This is a genomic window from Kocuria sp. SM24M-10 (assembly GCF_001027955.1).
In the GTDB taxonomy this organism is placed as follows: domain Bacteria; phylum Actinomycetota; class Actinomycetes; order Actinomycetales; family Micrococcaceae; genus Kocuria; species Kocuria oceani.
Genome location: NZ_LDNX01000124.1, coordinates 1 through 17811, shown reverse-complemented (window position 1 = coordinate 17811; position 17811 = coordinate 1). Strand labels below are relative to the sequence as shown.

Genomic DNA, 17811 nt, shown 5'->3' with positions numbered 1-17811 from the left:
CGGCGCCCCGCGGGCGCCGCCGTGACCCGGGCGGGCGCTGTGAAACACTGGGCGCATGGCGAAGAAATCCGACAGCTCGGACCTCCTGCAGACCGTCGACCAGGTCACCGAAGAAGCCATCAACGTGGGCTACCGCCTCGAGCAGCGGTTCCACCGGTTCCGCCAGCGCCGCGCCGAGTCCCGGGGCGACATCCCCGTCATGGTCGCCTTCGAGGGCTACGGGTCCGAGCACCACGTGCGGGTGCTGGGCCGGGCGCTGCTGAAGACCCGCGGGCTGATCGAGTCCACCGACGAGAGCGCCGAGTCCATCCGCGGCTGGCGCTCCTTCACCTCCGTGCCCATCGCCTTCGCCCACGTCAACGTCTGGATCGACGAGTACGAGTTCCACCTGGTGGCCGACAAGGGCGGAGTGATCGACGTCGACCTGCAGGTGTCCCTGCCTCCCGGTGAGCACACCGTGTGGATGCAGACGGAGGGCTCGGACGTCGTCGAGGCCCGGGTGTTCGTCGTCGCCGACGAGCAGCGGATCGGCGTGGTCTCCGACGTCGACGACACCGTCATGGTCACCGCCCTGCCCCGCCCCCTGCTGGCGGCCTGGAACTCCTTCGTGCTCAACGAGCACGCCCGCACCCCGACCCCGGGCATGGCCGTGATGATGGACCGGCTGCTGCACCGCCACCACGAGGCGCCCTTCGTCTACCTCTCCACGGGCGCCTGGAACGTGGCGCCCACCCTGCGCCGGTTCCTCACCCGCAACGCCTATCCGGACGGGGCCCTGCTGCTCACCGACTGGGGGCCCACCACGGACCGCTGGTTCCGGGCCGGCTCGGCCCACAAGGTGCAGAACCTCGAGCGCCTGGCCCGGAACTTCCCGGAGGTGCGCTGGATCCTCATCGGCGACGACGGCCAGCACGACCCCGAGATCTACAGCGGCTTCGTGCACCGCTATCCCGACCACGTGGCCGCGATCGTGATCCGCAACCTGTCCCCGGCCGAGGCGGTCCTGGCCGGCAACCCCCTCGTCAACGAGGAGCGGCGGGTGAGCATCCCCGAGGGGACGCTGTGGATCGAGGGCAACGACGGCGCCTCGATCTCCCGCCAGCTCGCCGAGCACGGACTGCTCTGAGCGGCAGGCCGACCCGCCCGCGGCGTGGAACGTCCGAGCGCGGTCCTACGCTGGAGCCATGACCAGCACCCACAGCACCCTCACCGCCGCCGCCCCGGCCGCCACCACCGGGGAATTCCCGGCGGTCGACGCCGCCGTCGCCCGGGCCCGGGCGTCCTTCGTCCCGGACCTGGACCTCGAGGCCCGGCTGGACCGGCTCCAGCGGCTGGAGGACCTCCTGCGGGAGAACCGTGAGGCGCTCCAGGACGCCCTCGCGGCCGACCTCGGCAAGCCCCCTGCCGAGGCGTGGCTGACCGAGATCGGCTTCACCCTCGAGGAGATCGCCGGGATCCGCAAGGAGCTGCGCCGCTGGATGGCCCCGGTGCGGATCCCGGTCCCGCTGAGCCTGGCCCCGGCCCGCTCCCGGATCGAGCACCAGCCGCTCGGCTCCGTGCTGGTGATGGCGCCGTGGAACTACCCCGTCCAGCTCGTCCTGAGTCCGCTGGCGGGAGCGCTCGCCGCCGGCAACACCGTCGTCGTCAAGCCCTCCGAGGTCTCCGCGACGGTCTCCGCGGTGCTGGCCGGACTGCTCGAGACGTACCTGGGGGACTGCGTCAGCGTGGTCGAGGGCGGCGTCCCGGAGACCACCCGGCTGCTGGAGCACCGCTTCGACCACGTCTTCTACACCGGCAACGGGACGGTCGCCCGGATCGTGATGGCCGCGGCCGCCCGGCACCTGACGCCGGTGACCCTCGAGCTGGGCGGGAAGTCCCCGGTCTGGGTGGACGGCTCGACCGATCTGCGCACGGCCGCGCGGCGGATCGTGTGGGGGAAGTTCCTCAACGCCGGCCAGACCTGCGTGGCCCCGGACCACGTCCTCGGCACGCCCGGGACGCTGGCCGCCCTCGAGCCCGAGCTGGTGCGGGCGGTGGGGGAGCTCTACGGGGAGGACCCGCGCCGCAGCGACTCCTACGGGCGGATCGTCACCGAGCGCCACCTCGACCGGCTCACCGGCCTCCTGGACCAGGTCCCTGCCGAGGACGTGGTGTGCGGCGGCGCGGCCGACCCGGAGGCGCGCTACCTGGCGCCCACCGTGGTGCGTTCGGCGCCGGACGGCCCGCTGATGGCCGAGGAGATCTTCGGGCCCGTCCTGCCGCTGGTGCCGGTGGAGTCGGCCGAGCACGCGGTGGAGCTGGTGATCGGGCGGGACAAACCGCTGGCCCTGTACGTCTTCACCGAGGAGAAGGCGGTCAAGGAGCTCTTCCGCCGGCGCACGTCCTCCGGCGGGCTGTCCTTCAACGCGCCGCTGCTGCAGCTGAGCAGCCCGGAGCTGCCCTTCGGCGGGGTGGGGGAGAGCGGGACCGGCGCCTACCACGGGAAGTTCTCGTTCACCACGTTCTCCCACGCGCGAGCGGTCCTGGACAAGCCGCTGGCCCCCGACACCCTGCGGGTCGTCTACCCGCCCTACCGGGGCCTGCGGGCCCTGCTCGCCGGCGCGGCGGTCGGTCTGCGACGCCCCCGCCGCCGGAGCCGACACGCCGTGTCCGAAAATTAATTCGGTCCACCGCCATGGGGCCCCGCGGAGCGCACAGCCTGTGCATATCGGGGCCCCGGTCGCGGATTTCCGCGACCCCCGCGGACGGTGCCCTGTGGATGGCCGAGGCCCGCCCTGGGGATAGCCGGAGAGGAGCTGTGGACAACCGTCACCACTGCATCTAGGGGTCACTTCCCCTTCCGGACACTAGATGTAGTATTGAAATCAGCCACCCGGAGAGACCCCTTCACCGCCGCAGAGTCTGCGGAAGTCCCGGATCTCCCCCGAAAAAACCACCCGAGCGACCAAGGGGAAACAGCGATGTCCGTGACCGTGTACAGCAAGCCGTCCTGCGTCCAGTGCAATGCCACCTACCGGGCCCTGACCAAGAAGGGCATCGAGTACAACGTCGTCGACGTCACCGAGGACGAGGCGGCCCTGGCCCACGTCCTGGCGCTGGGCTACCAGCAGGTCCCGGTCGTCGAGACGCCCACCGAGCACTGGTCCGGCTACCGTCCGGACAAGATCACCTCCCTGGCCGTCCTGCTCTCGGCCTGAGGCCCGCGCGCCGCCCGCTTCCCCGCGGCGCCCGGTCCCGGACCCGGATACAGGACCACCGGCCACCGACCCACCCCGGAGCGCGGAAGCACATGAGCACGAACCTCCCCGGTACCCCCGGGACCGCTCTGCAGGACCCCGGCGCCGCCCGCGCGGCGTCCGAGCCCTGCGCCCCCCTGGTCGTCTACTTCTCCTCGGTCTCCAACAACACGCACCGCTTCGTCGAGAAGCTCGCCGCCCGCGCGGTGCGCCTTCCTCTTCTGACCGGGGAGGAGCCCCCCGAGATGACCGAGCCCTTCGTGCTGGTCGCCCCGACCTACGGGCGGCCCAGCGGCAGCGGGGCCGTTCCGCCGCAGGTCGTGAAGTTCCTCAACCGGGAGGCCAACCGGCGGCTGCTGCGCGGCGTGATCGGCGCGGGCAACACCAACTTCGGGCCGGCGTTCTGCCTGGCCGCGGACAAGATCGCGGCCAAGTGCGACGTCCCCGTCCTCTACAAGTTCGAACTCATGGGCACCTCCGAGGATGTCCGCAAGGTAAACGAAGGATTGGAACAGTTTTGGCGACAATTTCCGCAGCCCCGGGCGTGAGCGTCGAGCCCGGCCACGAGGACAAGCGCGTTCCGCAGAAGTACCAGGGCCTGGGCTACCACGAGCTCAACGCCCTGCTGAACCTCTACGACGCGGACGGCAACATCCAGTTCGACGCCGACCGGCAGGCCGCGCGGCAGTACTTCCTGCAGCACGTCAACAACAACACCGTCTTCTTCCACGACCTCGAGGAGAAGCTCGACTACCTGGTCTCGCACCAGTACTACGAGCCCGAGGTCCTGGCGAAGTACAGCCGGGACTTCATCAAGGAGCTCTCCAAGCGGGCCTACGCGAAGAAGTTCCGCTTCGAGACCTTCCTGGGCGCGTTCAAGTTCTACACGTCCTACACGCTGAAGACCTTCGACGGCCAGCGCTACCTCGAGCGCTTCGAGGACCGCGTGGTCATGGTCTCCCTCTACCTCGCCGACGGCGACGAGACCCTCGCCGCCCAGCTCGTGGACGAGATCATCTCCGGGCGCTTCCAGCCGGCCACCCCCACGTTCCTCAACGCGGGCAAGCAGCAGCGCGGCGAGCTCGTCTCCTGCTTCCTGCTGCGCATCGAGGACAACATGGAGTCCATCGGGCGCTCCATCAACTCCGCGCTGCAGCTGTCCAAGCGCGGCGGCGGCGTGGCGTTCGCACTGACCAACATCCGTGAGGCCGGCGCCCCGATCAAGAAGATCGAGAACCAGTCCTCGGGCATCATCCCGATCATGAAGCTGCTGGAGGACTCCTTCTCCTACGCCAACCAGCTCGGTGCCCGCCAGGGCGCGGGGGCGGTGTACCTGCACGCCCACCACCCGGACATCTACAGCTTCCTGGACACCAAGCGGGAGAACGCGGACGAGAAGATCCGGATCAAGACCCTGTCCCTGGGCGTGGTCATCCCGGACATCACGTTCGAGCTGGCCAAGAAGAACCAGGACATGTACCTGTTCTCCCCGTACGACGTGGAGCGGGTCTACGGCATGCCGTTCTCGGACGTGAACGTGAGCGAGAAGTACCACGAGATGGTCGCCGACGGCCGGATCCAGAAGAAGAAGATCAAGGCCCGCGAGTTCTTCCAGACCCTCGCCGAGGTGCAGTTCGAGTCCGGCTACCCGTACGTCATGTTCGAGGACACCGTGAACCGGGCGAACCCGATCGACGGCAAGATCATCATGTCCAACCTGTGCTCCGAGATCCTCCAGGTCTCCGAGCCGTCCACGTACCACGAGGACCTGGACTACGACGAGGTCGGCAAGGACATCTCCTGCAACCTCGGCTCCCTCAACATCGCCCTCACCATGCAGTCCCCGGACTTCGGCCAGTCGGTGGAGACCGCGATCCGGGGCCTCACCGCGGTGTCGGACATGTCCAACATCAACTCGGTGCCCTCGATCGAGCGCGGCAACCAGATGTCCCACGCGGTGGGGCTGGGCCAGATGAACCTGCACGGCTACCTCGCCAAGGAGCACATCCACTACGGCTCCGAGGAAGGCCTCGACTTCACGAACATCTACTTCTACACGGTCACGTACCACGCGATCCGCGCGTCGAACGAGATCGCGAAGGAGCGGCGGGCCACGTTCGCCGGCTTCGAGCGGTCCCAGTACGCGTCGGGGGAGTACTTCGCCAAGTACACCGACCGCGAGTGGGCCCCGGCCACTGGGCGGGTCCGGCAGCTGTTCGCCGAGGCCGGCGTGCACATCCCCACCCAGGCGGACTGGGCGCAGCTCCGGGCCTCGGTGATGGAGCACGGGATGTACAACCAGAACCTCCAGGCCGTCCCGCCGACCGGGTCCATCTCCTACATCAACAACTCGACGTCCTCGATCCACCCGATCGCCTCGAAGATCGAGATCCGCAAGGAGGGCAAGCTGGGCCGCGTGTACTACCCGGCGCCCTTCATGAACAACGAGAACCTGGAGTACTTCCAGGACGCCTACGAGATCGGCTACGAGAAGATCATCGACACCTACGCCGCGGCCACGCAGCACGTGGACCAGGGCCTGTCCCTGACCCTGTTCTTCAAGGACACGGCCACCACCCGCGACATCAACAAGGCGCAGATCTACGCCTGGCGCAAGGGCATCAAGACGATGTACTACTCCCGGATCCGCCAGCTGGCGCTGGAGGGCACGGAGGTCGAGGGCTGCGTGTCCTGCATGCTCTGACCGCCGGCCCCGGCGACCACCACGAACTCCCCGCGCGCGTCCGCAGGACGCGCGCGGGGGCCCACCCCGTTCAAGGAAGAGACAGACCATGACGCTGGAGAAGAGCGAGAGCATCGACAAGGTGCAGCTGCTCCACCACCAGGCCCAGGCCATCAACTGGAACCGGATCGAGGATCCGAAGGACGACGAGGTCTGGGACCGCCTGACCGCGAACTTCTGGCTGCCCGAGAAGGTCCCGATCTCCAACGACGTCCCCTCGTGGAAGACGCTGACCCTGGAGGAGCAGGAGCTCACCATGCGGGTCTTCACGGGCTTGACGCTGCTGGACACCATCCAGGGCACCGTGGGCGCCGTCTCCCTGATCCCGGACGCCGTGACCCTGCACGAGGAGGCGGTGTACACCAACATCGCGTTCATGGAGTCCGTGCACGCGAAGTCCTACTCCTCGATCTTCTCGACGCTGTCCTCCATGAAGGACATCGACGACGTGTTCCGCTGGGCCCGGGAGAACCCGTACCTGCAGAAGAAGGCCGAGATCGTCATCAAGTACTACAAGGGCGACGACCCGCTGAAAAAGAAGGTGGCCTCGACCCTGCTCGAGTCCTTCCTCTTCTACTCCGGGTTCTACCTGCCCATGTACTGGTCCTCCCGTGCGAAGCTGACGAACACGGCCGACCTGGTCCGCCTGATCATCCGCGACGAGGCCGTGCACGGCTACTACATCGGCTACAAGTTCCAGCGGGCCATGGCCCAGGAGTCGCAGGAGCGCCAGGACGAGCTGAAGCTCTACACCTACGAGCTGCTCGAGGAGCTCTACGAGAACGAGGTGCTCTACACCCAGTCCCTCTACGACGGGGTGGGGTGGACCGAGGACGTCAAGAAGTTCCTGCACTACAACGCCAACAAGGCCCTCAACAACCTGGGCTTCGAGGCGCTGTTCCCGAAGGAGATGACCGACGTCTCGGCGGCGATCCTCTCCGCGCTGTCCCCGAACGCGGACGAGAACCACGACTTCTTCTCCGGCTCGGGTTCCTCCTACGTCATCGGCAAGGCCGTGAACACGGAGGACGAGGACTGGGACTTCTGATCCCCTGTGAGGTGCCGACCTGTCTGAGCAGTGTGGCCCTGTCCGAGCAGGTCGGCCGCCTGCTCTGAGCATCGATCAGATGTGGTGATGTCGCGGTCCACCTGACCTTCCGGTCCCGCCCGATCCCGGCGATCTGATGATCCAGTCGCCGGGATCGGGCGGTTTCGCGGACAAGCATGGTGCCTGTGGATCGTTCTCGGATGCGGTGATGCCGGAGCCGGCGTCCGGGCAGTGCCCTGCCTTCCCCGTCCTGGCTCCCAGGCACTCTGGCTAGGGTCGCCGGATGGACCAGTCAGCCGAGCGTCAGCAGCACATCGTGGACACCCTCGTGGAGGCCCTGGAGGACCTCATGCACGCGAATCCGCTCGCGTTCCGGACCCGGTTCCGGAAGATGGCGGCGGACCCGTACGCGTTCTACCGCGGCAGCGCCGCCCTGTTCTACGCCGACATGGGGGAGCGAGGACGCCTGGGCGGATGAGCGCACCAGCCGGGTCTGGATCCAGGGCGATCTGCACGCGGAGAACTTCGGCACGTACATGAGCAGCGAGGGCCGGCTGACCTTCGACGTCAACGACTTCGACGAGGCCTACGTGGGGCACTTCTCCTGGGACCTGCGCCGCTTCGTGGCGTCGCTGTCCCTGCTGTGCTGGCAGAAGGCGCTGCCCTCGGAGGTCGCCCGCGACCTCGTGCGGACCTATCTGCGGGCCTATCTCGACCGGGTCCACGACTACGTGACCGACGGCAGCGCGGACTTCGCGTTCGGGCTGGACAACGCCGAGGGGGCCGTCCTGGGCGTGCTGCACGCCGCTCGCAGCGCCCGCCGGACCCGGTTCCTGGAGTCCATGCCCCTCATCGACGCCCACGAACGCCACTTCCTCGACGACGGCTCCACCCGGCGGCTGGAGGAGGACGAGCACCGGAGGGTCCAGGAGGCCTTCGAGGACTACCTGTCCACCGTCCCGCAGGACGTGCGCTCCCGGCGCCGGGTGTTCTACAAGGTCAAGGCGATCGTGGGGAAGAAGGGCTTTGGCATCGGCAGCGCGGGACTGCCGGCCTACAACCTGCTCATCGAGGGCTTCGACGAGGCCCAGGAGAACGACATCGTGCTCACCATGAAGCAGGCCAAGGTGGCCGCCCCGAGCCGGATCGTGACCGACGAGCGGGTGCGGGACTTCTTCGCCGACGACGGCCACCGCGCCGTGGTCAGCCAGCGGTCGCTGCAGACCCACACCGACCCGCTGCTGGGTCACACCACATTGGACGGGAAGGCCTTCGTCGTCTCCGAGCTCTCCCCCTACACGCTGGACCTGGCCTGGGGAGAGCTCACTGAACCCGACCAGATCGCCCCCGTACTGCGGGACCTGGGGCAGGCCACGGCCAAGATCCACTGCTCCACGGACGAGGACGGGGACCACGACCTCGTGCCGTTCCGGACGGAGACCGCGATCACGGGCGTCCTGGAGGGCCGTGAGGACGAGTTCGTCGAGGACCTGGTGGACTTCGCCGAGGACTACGCCGCCACCGTCCGAACCGACCACGCGCTGTTCGTCGACGCGTTCCGCGAGGGCGGGATCAGCGCCGTGCCCGCCGCCTGACACCTGGTCGCGTGACTCGGGCGGGCGTCGACCGCCTCCATCCAAGAACTGTCGCGAGAACAGGGCGGGAGACGGTGACGGCGTCCCCGCCGCTTCACACCTGCATGACCCGGTGCTGTCACATGAACCGTGCGTGCGTCACCCCCGCGACCAGCCTCGACTCCGGCCCGGTCCATCATGAGAGACCACGAACCCCTCGGTGGTCCCCGTCCCGGTCGCGTCGAGACCCGGACGAGGCGGCGGACCTCCACGATCCGACGACCTGATGGCGAGGCCGTGCCACGGCAGCGCACCGAGGTCACCGTCCACCGGGTTCGCGGCACCATGGGTCCTCCTGGGGCGGGTCGCACTCGTCGGAACCGGCCAGGACCGGCGGGCAGGACACGCCTTCGCGGGACGGCGGTGCCGGCAACGCGGACGGGCATTTCTTGCGCGTGCGACGGGTTCCTCGGGTACGGTCGACCAACCGGTACGACGTCCGCTCCGCGGCCGATCCGACCGGGGCTGACACAGGAGGCGCAGGCCGATGCGGACCGGACGAGGACCCGGCCCTCCGGGCAGGAATGGAACACCGGGCCTGCGCCGCATGCTGGTGCGGTCGACGCTGTCAGGGCTGGGCGTCGTCCTGGCGTACTTCGTGCTGCCGTTCACCTCCGCGTTCACCGGCAGCACGGTCCTGGTGCTCGTCGGCGGCCTCGTGCTCGTCGCGGCGTTGCTGGGCTGGCAGATCCGCGCCATCCGGGTCTCCCCGGTGCCGCGGGCGCAGGCCTTCGGGACGCTGGCGCTCACACTGCCGGTGTTCGTCGTGGTCTTCGCCGCCACGTACTACCTGATGTCCCGTGCCGTCCCCGAGCACTGGTCCGAGCCGCTGAGCCGGCTGGACGCCTTCTACTTCGCGGTGACGGTCATCGCGACCGTCGGTTTCGGGGACATCACGGCCGTCTCCCAGGCCGCCCGCGCCGTGGTCACGGTGCAGATGATCGGCAACCTCCTCCTGGTCGGCCTGATCGCCCGGGTGATCATGCGCGCTGTTCAGGAGGGGCTGGAACGGCGGGACTCCGTGTCCGAGTGAGCGGCAGCGGGTTTCCACGGCCCTGACAAGGGTGGTCGGTCTCGCCTCGGGTTCCATGGAGGTCCAGGACGGTCCGTCCAGCCGGGTGCGACCGGGCCCGACCTCACCGCCGCGGCCGGGAGCGGGGTGGACGCGGCCGGCAACGGGACGCGGAGGCCTGCGCGGGTATCCCCTGCCCGGCACGGGTCCCGGAGACGGCGCCGCTGCCGTCCGGTGCCGCCGTGCCGTCACCCACTGGATGCTGTGCGGTCCGTGGCGCGCGTGTGCGCATCGGTGCTCGCCTGCTGGCCGGCCTGTGCGACGTCGACGCCGGTCACCGGGGCGCCCGCCCGCTCGTAGACGAGGGACACGGCTCCCTTCGGGAACGCCCGCGGCGGTGCCGCCAGGGTGAAGGCGGCCGGGACGGCGCCACTGCCGAAGATCCGCTTGCCCGAGCCCAGGACCAGCGGATAGAGGAGGAGGTTCAGCCGGTCGACGAGGTCCTCCCGCAGCAGGGCGGTCAGGAGCTCGCCGCTGCCGATGACGCGCACTGCGTCGAAGCGGTCCCGGAGCGCCCGCACCTCCGCCGCGACGTCCCGCAGGACCGTGGTGCCCGCCCAGGACGGGTCGGTCAGCGTGCGCGACACGACGAACTTCGGCACGGCGTTGAACGTCACGGCGATCGGGTCGTCGTCCCCGTGGGCCGGCCAGTAGCCGGCGAAGATGTCGTACGTCCTGCGTCCGAGCAGCAGCGCGTCCAGACGTGCGATGCCGGCGCCGATCGTCTCGCCCGTTGCGTCGTCGAAGTACGCCCCCTGCCAGCCGCCGAGTCCGAAGCCGCCCGCACGGTCCTCGTCGGGCCCGCCCGGGCCCTGATAGACGCCGTCGAGGGTGAGGAAGAGATCGGCCTGGATGATGCCCATGGAGTGGTCCTTCGGTGTGCGACGTCCGGGGCGCACCATCCTGTCCCGCCCCCGCCCGGGGGTCAATCCTGCGGCGGTGCATGACGGCGAGCCGTGCCGGGCACTCAGGCCGGCGGCCTCGATCGCGGGTGAACGTCGCATCGACCGGCACGCCGGTGCCCCGGCGCACGAAGCGAGGCCTGGTCGCGGGAGGTCACCGGACGGTCGGTGGAAAGCCGGGCACTCGGGCATCAGAAGGGCGGGGGAGCGTCACCCGGGTCGAAGGGCGGGGAATCCCCGGGCGGTCGGCCGGCGACCGGTGTGCGGCGGAGGTCAGCGAGGATCTCATGGTCACCGACGTGCTCGGGCACGGACCGGTGCACGAGTCCAGCCGGTGACGTCCACTCCAGCACCGCGGTACGTCCGGGCGGTTCCCCGGTTGTTCCGGGTGCGGGCTCTGCCTCGACCCGCCGGACCGACCAGCGCCCGAGGTGCCCGCCGCGATGCTTGATCCGGTGATGGTGCCGACACAGTGCGGCCAGGTTGTGCGCGGCCGTCGGTCCTCCGTCGGCCCAGGCCACGGTGTGGTCCAGATCGCAGCTCTCGGCTCGGCGCCGGCACCCGGGAAACCGACAGGTGCCGTCACGCAGCTCCACCAGACGACGCAGGTCCCGCGGTACCGCATAGACGGTGCGGTCGTGGTCGAGAACCACCCCCGTGGAGGGGTGGGTCAGCACCCGGTGCCAGGCCCCGGCCCCGGCAGCCAGCTGACGCGCCACCTCCGCGCTGATCGGGCCGTAGCCGGACAGCATCGGGGCGCCGCACCCGGCCGCTCCTGACTCTGCTCCGGCACCGGTCAGCACTGCCACCGGCACGGTCACAGTCACCTGCGCCCGGACTCCGCGTGGAAAGCGTTCCTCGTCCGGCAGCACACCGTCCAGGAGCAGGTCCGCCAGCACATCGGCACGCAGTTCTCCTGCCGTGCGCGTCTCCGGGACCTCCGACGGTTCCGGCCCCGGCACGGAGGCCGGTACCGGACGGCCCGGCACCGGTATGTCCTCGCCCAGCAGGGTGGCCAGTTTCTCGAGTCTGCCGTGCACCGCGAGGGCCACGTGCGCGTCCAGCAGCGCGTGCAGGTAGGCCGTCCCGTCGGACGCCGGCTCCACCCACACCGCACGATGCTTCCGTGCGGCTCGCCGACCGCGCTCCTCGGCGTCGGCCACGAGCACGGCGCGCCGGGCACGAGCCACTGCCCGCAGCTGCGCAGCGGTGGCATGCGGCGCCCGTTCCAGCAGTTCGGTGATCAGACGGCAAACGGCCTCCACGGGCGGCGGCACGCACTGCGTGCCGGTCCAGGTCGGCGCATCAACGACCAGCTCGCGCCACTGCTCCACCATCACCATGGCCTGAGCGGCGCCGATCCGGCCCGCCTCCAGGGCGATCAGGACCTCCGGCATCATCTCGGCCAGCAGCACGGCGTCCTCCACACGCCGCCGGGCCGTGCCCGACGGCAGCCGGAGGGCCGGCCCGACCTCGGCCGCCACGTCCACGACCAGTTGGTGCTCCGCCTCGGCCAAGGGACTCAGCGGGTCCGGGCGGACAGCACCACGGGCGGACAGCTCCGCCTCGGCCTTGTCCATCGCCTCGAACCGGGCCGCCGTGCGAGCCGCCTGCGCCGCCAGCCACAGACGGTGGATGCACCGCAGCTGCGCGCCCACGGCCCGCGCCTCCGCCGCAACCGCGTCAACGAGATCGAGGGCAGCGGCCCGCACCACTGCGTTCCTCGCCCGGGGGTCCACCACCTCCGGAAGCACATGTTCACCCGGACATTGCTCACCACTCACCCGGGTCCGGGGCCGCCGCCGAGCCGTTGCCGTCATGGGTTCATGGTCCCGGCGGCGTCCGACGTCCTAAGGTCCTCGATACCGCCCCACAGGGCGAGGTTCCCCGTCGGCCTGCCGGAGTCCGGGACGCCCCACGAGACCGACCTCCCCGCCTCCTGGTGGGGCACCGCTGTCCCGCCGGCAAACCATCATCGCTGCGCGCCTCCTTCCAGTTCACCGGGCGCCGGGACTGCTGGCCAGGTCCGGCGCTGGGGCCCCACAGGACACCCGCAATGACCCTGCGCCGGCGCTGCACGGGTCCCCTCAACGGCGCGGGGGTCTCCGCTCCGGTCACTCTCCGGCGGGGACGTGGACGATCTCCGAAAGACGGCGGCGGTCGTCGCGTCACCGTCCTGAGTCCGGTAGCACCTCCTGCTTCGGCGATGTGAATCGTCCCGGTTGCCGCCGCGGTTCGGGGCCTCCGCTCCGGTCACTCTCCGGCGGGGACGTGGACGATCCCCGAAAGACGGCGGCGGCCGGCGTGTCACCGTCCTGAGCGCGCATGCTGTCCGGCACCGGCGGTGCGGACCGGCCCGGGCCCGGTGCCCGAGGTCGTCGATCCGACCGCCTGCGCAGCGTGGCGACGCAAGGGCCAGGCCGGACGGGTCGGTTCCCGGCCGCGTGCAGCACCAGCACGTCGGTGCACGTCAGCCCGAATCCCGAGAGCAGGATCGGGCGCGTGGCCTGCGCGACGAGCCGGACGGCGCCTACCGTGTCCGCGGCCGTCCCTAGACTGGCCGCATGAAGGAGCAGCAGCCGGGTTCCTCCGGGGCCGTTGACAGTCCCACCGGAGGCGTGGCAGGTCCAGCGGGCGCGGCCGTGCCGCCCGTGGCGGACGGAGACGGCGGGCCGCCGGCTCTGATCGACTCCGACGCCGTCGACACGTCCGTGCGCAGCCCGGCGCAACGGTCCCGCACCTTCGCCGGGATCCTCGTGAACACGGCGCTCGCCAACATCACGACCAGCTACCTGTGGTTCGCCCTGACGTTCTGGGTGTACCTGGAGACGCGCAACGTGATCGCCACCGGGGTGGTCGGCGGCGCGTACATGCTGCTGATCGCGCTCTCCAGCATCAGCTTCGGCACCTTCGTGGACCGTTACCGCAAGCTCGTCGTGATGCGCTTCGCCGCCGTCTTCACCCTGGTGATGTTCGTGCTCGCCGGGATCCTCTACCTCCTCACTCCCACCACCGCCATGGCCGACCTGACCCGGCCGTGGCTGTGGGCCTTCGCCCTGGTCGTCCTGGTCGGAGCCGTGGTGGAGAACATGCGCAACATCGCCCTGTCGACCACGGTCACGATCCTCATCGAACCGGACCGGCGGGCCAACGCCAACGGACTCGTGGGCATGGTGCAGGGACTGATGTTCATCGTCACCTCGGTGCTCTCCGGCCTGTCCGTCGGGTTGCTGGGCATGGGCGGAACAGTCGTCGTCGCCGTGGCGCTCACTGCCGTGGCCCTCGTGCACCTGCTCACGCTGCGCATGCCCGAGGAGGTGCGCGCCGCGGCCACGGACGCGCACGGCGGCTTCGATCTCCGGGGTGCCTTCGCGGCTGTGCTCGCGGTGTCCGGGCTGTTCGCGCTGATCCTGTTCTCGACGTTCAACAACTTCATCGGTGGCGTCTACATGGCGCTGATGGATCCCTACGGCCTGGAGATGTTCCCCGTGGAGATCTGGGGGGCGGTCTTCGCGCTCGGGGCCACGGGTTTCATCGTGGGCGGGGCGCTGATCGGCAAGTTCGGGCTCGGGTCCAACCCGTTGCGCACCATGCTGCTCGCGGTGGTCGCGATGGGAGTGCTCGGCGCGGTGTTCACCTTGCGGGAGTGGGCCTGGCTGTACGTCCTGGGCATCTGGCTCTACCTCGTGCTCGTCCCCTTCGTGGAGGCGGCGGAACAGACGGTCATCCAGCGTGTGGTGCCGCTGGAGCGGCAGGGCCGGGTCTTCGGTTTCGCCATGGCGTTCGAGTCCGCCGCCGCGCCGATCACCGCCTTCCTCATCGCACCGATCGCCCAGGTCTGGATCATCCCGTACGCGCGATCGGCCGAGGGCTCCGCCCAGCTGGCTCCGCTGCTGGGAGAGGGCACCTCCCGCGGCATCGCCCTGGTGTTCCTCGTGGCAGGAATCGTCATGATCGTGGCCGCACTGCTGGCCTTCCTGACCCCGGTCTACCGTCGGGTCTCGGCGTCGTACGCTCAGGTGGCCGCGGCGGGCGACGAAGCCGTCGTCACCGCACCCTCGGCCGCATCCTCAAGCTGAGCCGGACGTGCTGCTCGGTCAGCGGCCGAGAGTGCGGCTGGGCGTCGTCCCGTAGACCTGCCGGTAGTACTGGGCGAAGCGTCCCGGGTGGGCGAAGCCCCAGCGGGCGGCGATCTCCCGCACGGTGTCCCCGCGAGCGGGGTCACCGTGCTGCAGCTCGCGGTGGGCGGCGTCCATCCGGGTGCGGCGCAGGTACTGGGCCGGCGTCAGCCCCGTCGGATGATTGGCGCGGAAAGCCCGCACCAGGGCCTTCGTTGTCGTCCGGGCCGCACGGGCTGCGTCCTCCACGGTGATCGGGTCGCCGGCGTGGTCGTCGAAGTACTGGAGCGCGATCCGGTACCGGCGGCACTGGGTCTCCATGGACAGGTACCGCTCCGCGTGGTCCCCGCGCAGCGGGAAGCACTCGAGCAGCCCCACGGCCAGGTGGCGGGAGAGGTCGGCGCGCACCACGGGCTGGTCGAAGGCCGCGGATGCCAGCACACCGGCGCTGAAGCGCGCCAGCTCGGACCAGTACTGCCCCAGCCGGGTGCTGAGCGGCACGGAGGACGTGAAGCTCACCGGAGTCTCGGTGCCGTAGACGGTGTCGGCGGTCTCCTGCACCACGTCCACGGGAAGGTGCGCGAGGGTGACGTCCACGTCCTCGGCCACGACGAGCACCGGATGCTCCGGGCGGAACAGCAGCGGCGATCCGGTGGCCGCGGTGCCGGTCTCCTGCCGCGTCTGCCAGTCGTAGCGCCGGCCGTCCACGTGGGACACGGTGAAGGTCGCGGTGTCCCCCCACAGGGACATCGCGCCACCCACGTGCACCCGGGAGACAGCACCTCGCGCGTCACCGGCACGTGACAGCTGGTAGCGGAACGCAGGATCGGTGGAGCCGTAGCCGAAGCGCAGCCCGGTCTGCTCCCCGAGCACGGGCAGCACATCCGGGTCCGAGACCGTGAGTTCGTGGCGGAACACCTCGCCCATGAGCCAGTACCACCTTCCGCACAGGCCGCGTCCGGCACTGCCTCAGCTTCGACCATCCGCACCTCGGTCGGGGAGATCTCGCCCCAGTATGGCCCGGCCTCTCGGAATGCACGACCGGTGCCGCCACATGCGCACGCATGTGACGGCATACGGCGCGGTTCCCAGACGGACGTGCCGGAGCGCCAGGCGCTCGCGGCGGTCGGATGCTGCGAGCTCCTGGCGTGGGGCGAACCGGGCCGGGGCTCGGGCGCCGACCAGACCGGCGGTCAGGGCTCGAACAGGTCCCCCGGCGAACCCACCCTCGGCCCAGCCCCGGGCACGGCGACGACAGCCGAGCAGACGGGTGTCGTCCACAGGGCGAACACGGCCAGCTCGTCGCGCCGCTGCTCGATCGGCCCGAACCGGCGCTCGCGGCCGGTCCGGCAGGGCGCGAACGGCCGCCCGGATCCGCCTGCGGTGCCGCCCCTCTGGCACTGCGGAGCCGTCGTCGTCGCCGAGCCCGTGGCCCGGGCCTGTGACCTCCATCGAAGCGTCCAGGAGCATACCCCCCTGGGTACTTGAACGATACCCCCGGGGGTATTATCGTTGGTGGCAGGCGGCCGGAAGAGCTCCTGCCGCATCCCTGTTCCACCCATCCTGCGAAGGAGAGACCCATGCTCATCGAGCGCATCTACGACGAGGACCTGGCCCAGGCCAGCTACTTCATCGGGTGCCAGCGCACGGGAGAGGCCTTGGTGGTCGACCCCCGCCGCGACATCGCCGTCTACCGGGACCTGGCCGCCAAGAACGGCATGCGGATCACCGCGGTCACCGAGACCCACATCCACGCCGACTACCTTTCCGGAACCCGCGAGCTGGCCGCCGGCACCGGGGCCACCATGCACGTCTCCGGCGAGGGCGGAGAGGACTGGCAGTACGAGTTCGACGCCGAGCGCCTGCACGACGGCGACGAGCTCCGGATCGGCAACATCGTGGTGCAGGCCGTGCACACCCCGGGCCACACGCCGGAGCACCTGTCCTTCCTGGTCACCGACGGCGCCTTCGCCGACGCCCCGGGCTACATGCTCACCGGTGACTTCGTCTTCTCCGGCGACCTGGGGCGTCCCGACCTGCTGGACGAGGCCGCCGGCGGGGTGGACACCCGCTTCCTCGGGGCGCAGCAGATGTTCGCCAGCCTCAAGGAGAAGTTCCTGACGTTGCCCGACCACGTCCAGGTCTTCCCCGGGCACGGGGCCGGATCGGCCTGCGGCAAGGCCCTGGGCGCGATCCCGTCGACCACGGTGGGCTACGAGCGGCTCTACTCCTGGTGGGGTTCCTATCTGGCCGCCGACGACGAGGCGGGCTTCGTCGAGGAGCTGCTCGAGGGTCAGCCCGACGCCCCGTTCTACTTCGGGCGGATGAAGAACCAGAACCGGCGGGGCCCGGCGGTCATGGGGGAGCGTGCCCTCCTGCCGCAGCTCGACGCGCAGCAGGTCGCACGGCTGCTCGCCGCCGACGAGGCCACCTTCGTGGACACCCGCTCCGCGGCCGAGGTGCACGCCGGCACAGTGACCGGGTCGCTGAACATCCCCGCCGGCGGGTCGGTGGCGACCTACGCGGCCTGGGCCGTGAACCCTGAGGCCGACGCCCGTCCGCTGGTGCTGCTGGCCGTAGACCAGGAGGCGGCTCAGGACTTCTGGGACCACCTGGTGCGCGTGGGCATCGACAGGGTCGCCGGCTACGTCGCCAGCACTGCGGACCTGCCGCGGTCCATCCCGCAGCTGGTCCGGCCCGAGGAGGTCGAGTCCTTCGACAAGGCCGTCCTGCTGGACGTGCGCGCCGCGAGCGAGCACGCCGCCGGCCACGTGCCCGGATCCGTGCAGCTGCACGGGGGCCGGGTGCTGTGGAACCTGGACCGGCTGCCGCAGCAGGGCACCATCGTGACCTACTGCCAGAGCGGGCTGCGGTCCTCGGTCGTGGCCTCCTCGCTCCGTCACGCCGGCTACGACGTGACCGAGCTCGACGGCTCCTACGCCGGCTGGGCCGCCTACCGGGACACCGTGGCCGCCGCCGCGCGCTGATCCCGAGCTCCGAGCGCCCCTGGTGTCGTCTTCGGCCATGAAGGGCTGGCTCGGGCGACACGCCCGTGCGC

Annotated in this window: 14 protein-coding genes; 11 read left to right on the top strand and 3 right to left on the bottom strand. The window is 70.2% G+C overall.

The features are described 5' to 3' along the window. Positions 1-55 precede the first annotated feature (55 nt). The 9 genes from ABL57_RS14370 (at position 56) to ABL57_RS14335 (ending at position 9694) form a co-directional block, all read left to right on the top strand. Positions 56-1126 (top strand): App1 family protein, encoded by a 1071-nt coding sequence (locus ABL57_RS14370; RefSeq protein WP_047804165.1) that lies wholly within the window; start codon positions 56-58, stop codon positions 1124-1126. A 58-nt stretch (positions 1127-1184) separates the two neighbouring features. After that, complete coding sequence (locus ABL57_RS14365; protein ID WP_047804164.1) at positions 1185-2660, top strand: aldehyde dehydrogenase family protein; 1476 nt, start codon at positions 1185-1187, stop codon at positions 2658-2660. Between the two features lie 300 nt (positions 2661-2960). Continuing rightward, complete coding sequence (gene nrdH / locus ABL57_RS14360; protein WP_047804163.1) at positions 2961-3197, top strand: glutaredoxin-like protein NrdH; 237 nt, start codon at positions 2961-2963, stop codon at positions 3195-3197. A gap of 92 nt (positions 3198-3289) precedes the next feature. After that, a complete protein-coding gene (gene nrdI / locus ABL57_RS14355) occupies positions 3290-3784 on the top strand; it encodes a class Ib ribonucleoside-diphosphate reductase assembly flavoprotein NrdI (RefSeq protein ID WP_082157468.1) in 495 nt (164 codons plus the stop codon). Continuing rightward, positions 3781-5940 carry a class 1b ribonucleoside-diphosphate reductase subunit alpha gene (nrdE, locus tag ABL57_RS14350; RefSeq protein WP_047804162.1) on the top strand — a complete coding sequence of 720 codons (2160 nt, stop codon included), beginning with the start codon at positions 3781-3783 and terminating at the stop codon, positions 5938-5940. Before nrdI ends, nrdE begins: the two co-directional genes overlap by 4 nt. Positions 5941-6028: 88 nt before the next feature. Further along, on the top strand, positions 6029-7027 hold the full coding sequence (nrdF, locus tag ABL57_RS14345; protein WP_047804161.1) for a class 1b ribonucleoside-diphosphate reductase subunit beta: 999 nt from the start codon (positions 6029-6031) through the stop codon (positions 7025-7027). Positions 7028-7310: 283 nt separating this feature from the next. After that, positions 7311-7505 (top strand): DUF2252 family protein, encoded by a 195-nt coding sequence (locus ABL57_RS23335; protein WP_203225637.1) that lies wholly within the window; start codon positions 7311-7313, stop codon positions 7503-7505. A gap of 19 nt (positions 7506-7524) precedes the next feature. Next, on the top strand, positions 7525-8622 hold the full coding sequence (locus ABL57_RS14340; RefSeq protein ID WP_371212484.1) for a DUF2252 domain-containing protein: 1098 nt from the start codon (positions 7525-7527) through the stop codon (positions 8620-8622). A gap of 586 nt (positions 8623-9208) precedes the next feature. Next, positions 9209-9694, top strand: coding sequence for a potassium channel family protein (locus tag ABL57_RS14335; RefSeq protein ID WP_047804160.1), 486 nt, complete (start codon positions 9209-9211; stop codon positions 9692-9694). Positions 9695-9921: 227 nt separating this feature from the next. Here ABL57_RS14335 and ABL57_RS14330 read toward each other — a convergent pair whose 3' ends face one another. Both ABL57_RS14330 and ABL57_RS20845 read right to left on the bottom strand, forming a co-directional pair. Continuing rightward, positions 9922-10596 carry a dihydrofolate reductase family protein gene (locus ABL57_RS14330; RefSeq protein WP_047804159.1) on the bottom strand — a complete coding sequence of 225 codons (675 nt, stop codon included), beginning with the start codon at positions 10594-10596 and terminating at the stop codon, positions 9922-9924. A 230-nt stretch (positions 10597-10826) separates the two neighbouring features. Then, positions 10827-12293, bottom strand: a complete 1467-nt coding sequence (locus ABL57_RS20845; protein ID WP_238986065.1) for an HNH endonuclease signature motif containing protein — start codon at positions 12291-12293, stop codon at positions 10827-10829. Between the two features lie 906 nt (positions 12294-13199). Between ABL57_RS20845 and ABL57_RS14320 the strand changes: the two genes are divergently transcribed. Continuing rightward, positions 13200-14714: an MFS transporter gene (locus ABL57_RS14320; protein WP_238986064.1), complete on the top strand. Its 1515-nt coding sequence runs from the start codon at positions 13200-13202 to the stop codon at positions 14712-14714. An 18-nt stretch (positions 14715-14732) separates the two neighbouring features. Here the strand turns inward: ABL57_RS14320 and ABL57_RS20840 are convergent, their stop codons facing one another. Continuing rightward, positions 14733-15680, bottom strand: coding sequence for a helix-turn-helix transcriptional regulator (locus ABL57_RS20840; RefSeq protein ID WP_053004991.1), 948 nt, complete (start codon positions 15678-15680; stop codon positions 14733-14735). Between the two features lie 653 nt (positions 15681-16333). On the opposite strand from ABL57_RS20840, the gene ABL57_RS14305 reads away from it, so the two are divergent. Then, complete coding sequence (locus tag ABL57_RS14305) at positions 16334-17740, top strand: rhodanese-like domain-containing protein (RefSeq protein ID WP_047804157.1); 1407 nt, start codon at positions 16334-16336, stop codon at positions 17738-17740. The last annotated feature ends 71 nt before the right edge of the window (positions 17741-17811 follow it).

Coding starts and splice junctions, on each gene's coding strand:
- ABL57_RS14365 (WP_047804164.1), top strand. CDS start 1,185: ATGACCAGCACCCACAGCACCCTCACCGCCGCCGCCCCGGCCGCCACC.
- ABL57_RS23335 (WP_203225637.1), top strand. CDS start 7,311: ATGGACCAGTCAGCCGAGCGTCAGCAGCACATCGTGGACACCCTCGTG.
- ABL57_RS14335 (WP_047804160.1), top strand. CDS start 9,209: ATGCTGGTGCGGTCGACGCTGTCAGGGCTGGGCGTCGTCCTGGCGTAC.
- ABL57_RS20840 (WP_053004991.1), bottom strand. CDS start 15,680: ATGGGCGAGGTGTTCCGCCACGAACTCACGGTCTCGGACCCGGATGTG.
- ABL57_RS14305 (WP_047804157.1), top strand. CDS start 16,334: ATGCTCATCGAGCGCATCTACGACGAGGACCTGGCCCAGGCCAGCTAC.
- ABL57_RS14330 (WP_047804159.1), bottom strand. CDS start 10,596: ATGGGCATCATCCAGGCCGATCTCTTCCTCACCCTCGACGGCGTCTAT.
- nrdI (WP_082157468.1), top strand. CDS start 3,290: ATGAGCACGAACCTCCCCGGTACCCCCGGGACCGCTCTGCAGGACCCC.
- nrdF (WP_047804161.1), top strand. CDS start 6,029: ATGACGCTGGAGAAGAGCGAGAGCATCGACAAGGTGCAGCTGCTCCAC.
- ABL57_RS14320 (WP_238986064.1), top strand. CDS start 13,200: ATGAAGGAGCAGCAGCCGGGTTCCTCCGGGGCCGTTGACAGTCCCACC.
- nrdH (WP_047804163.1), top strand. CDS start 2,961: ATGTCCGTGACCGTGTACAGCAAGCCGTCCTGCGTCCAGTGCAATGCC.
- ABL57_RS14370 (WP_047804165.1), top strand. CDS start 56: ATGGCGAAGAAATCCGACAGCTCGGACCTCCTGCAGACCGTCGACCAG.